This is a genomic window from Klebsiella sp. TF21-TM (assembly GCF_019753495.1).
GTDB classification, from domain to species: Bacteria; Pseudomonadota; Gammaproteobacteria; order Enterobacterales; family Enterobacteriaceae; genus Klebsiella; species Klebsiella quasipneumoniae.
The window spans coordinates 1-1,064 of the sequence record NZ_JAIJYL010000107.1 but is presented as its reverse complement, the minus strand read 5'-3'; the positions used below and the strand labels follow the sequence as shown (position 1 = coordinate 1,064).

The following is a 1,064-nucleotide window of genomic DNA, read 5'->3' as shown; positions in this document are numbered from 1 at the left end:
CCAGAAAGCGTGCGTATTGCCTGAAAATCCAGCCAGCTACAGGGTCGTTCGCACGAAATCTTATTTATTCAACAAAGTCTAGTAAATGTTAAAATTTGTAGGTATCCACCCGTTAAACAAAATGATTAATATTTAAAAATACTCGTTGAACACCCGTGCCGTAATAATGAAGTACATTAAAAACGTTATCCGGTCATGTGAAGCTGAGACCGTCTCTTCGTCATGTAAAATGCCGTACTTTCTTTGTCGTGAAGAATGACCGGGTTAAGTCCATAAGGTTGAGAGGAAGTCTGCTGATGTGATACGCTCAAGGCGAGATTTATCTCAGTGAGAACTCACGGCAACAAAAAGTTTTTGGACAACAAAACACAAAGTTGTTTTGGACTGTAGGAGTCCAAGAGACAATGACATTACATACAACGCCGTGTAACGGATTTTACATTATTACAAAGCCTGTGTTACAAGAGAGTTATGGACATGATTGAAAAAATATGTGAAGTAATTGATGGTGAATACGTCTGTGATATAGATATTAGCGTTGAAGAATGGAAGATTTTATTAAGGGATAAAAAAGTTTTTGATGACAAAAGTATTGCAGCGTTAAAAAAATGGTTCATTGAGCCAGACCATTCCTGTACATGTTTCGATATCGGCAAGAAGTACGACCTGCACAGTATGAGTGCTAATGGTGTAATCAATGGGTTGGGTGGAAGAGTTCAGAAGCAGCTTGGCCGATTCGAGGTTAAAGGAGTCGGAAAGATTGCTTCCGGGACAAAATTCATTACAGTCATGAAAAGTAGAGAAATCAAAGGAAACCCAAAGCGAAATTTATGGACTATCCGTGAAGAACTTGTTCAGGCAATAAAAGAACTAGATTTTTTTAGTACGAACGAAAGCTCAAGCATTGATTTTTACTCAGATAATGATTTGATCACTGCTCTAGGGAAGGTGCGAATAAGCGGGGAAATTCTTCTCGGCTGACTCAGCCATTTCATTTCTTCATGTTTGAGCCGATTTTTTCTCCCGTAAATGCCTTGAATCAGCCTATTTAGACCGTTTCTTCG

1 pseudogene is annotated in these 1,064 nt (G+C 38.9%); it reads left to right on the top strand.

Features of this window, described 5'->3' with window-relative positions:
- Positions 1–477 precede the first annotated feature (477 nt).
- A pseudogene (locus tag K5R89_RS27110) lies at positions 478–942 on the top strand (HNH endonuclease); the annotation flags it as partial.
- Between the last annotated feature and the right edge of the window lie 122 nt (positions 943–1,064).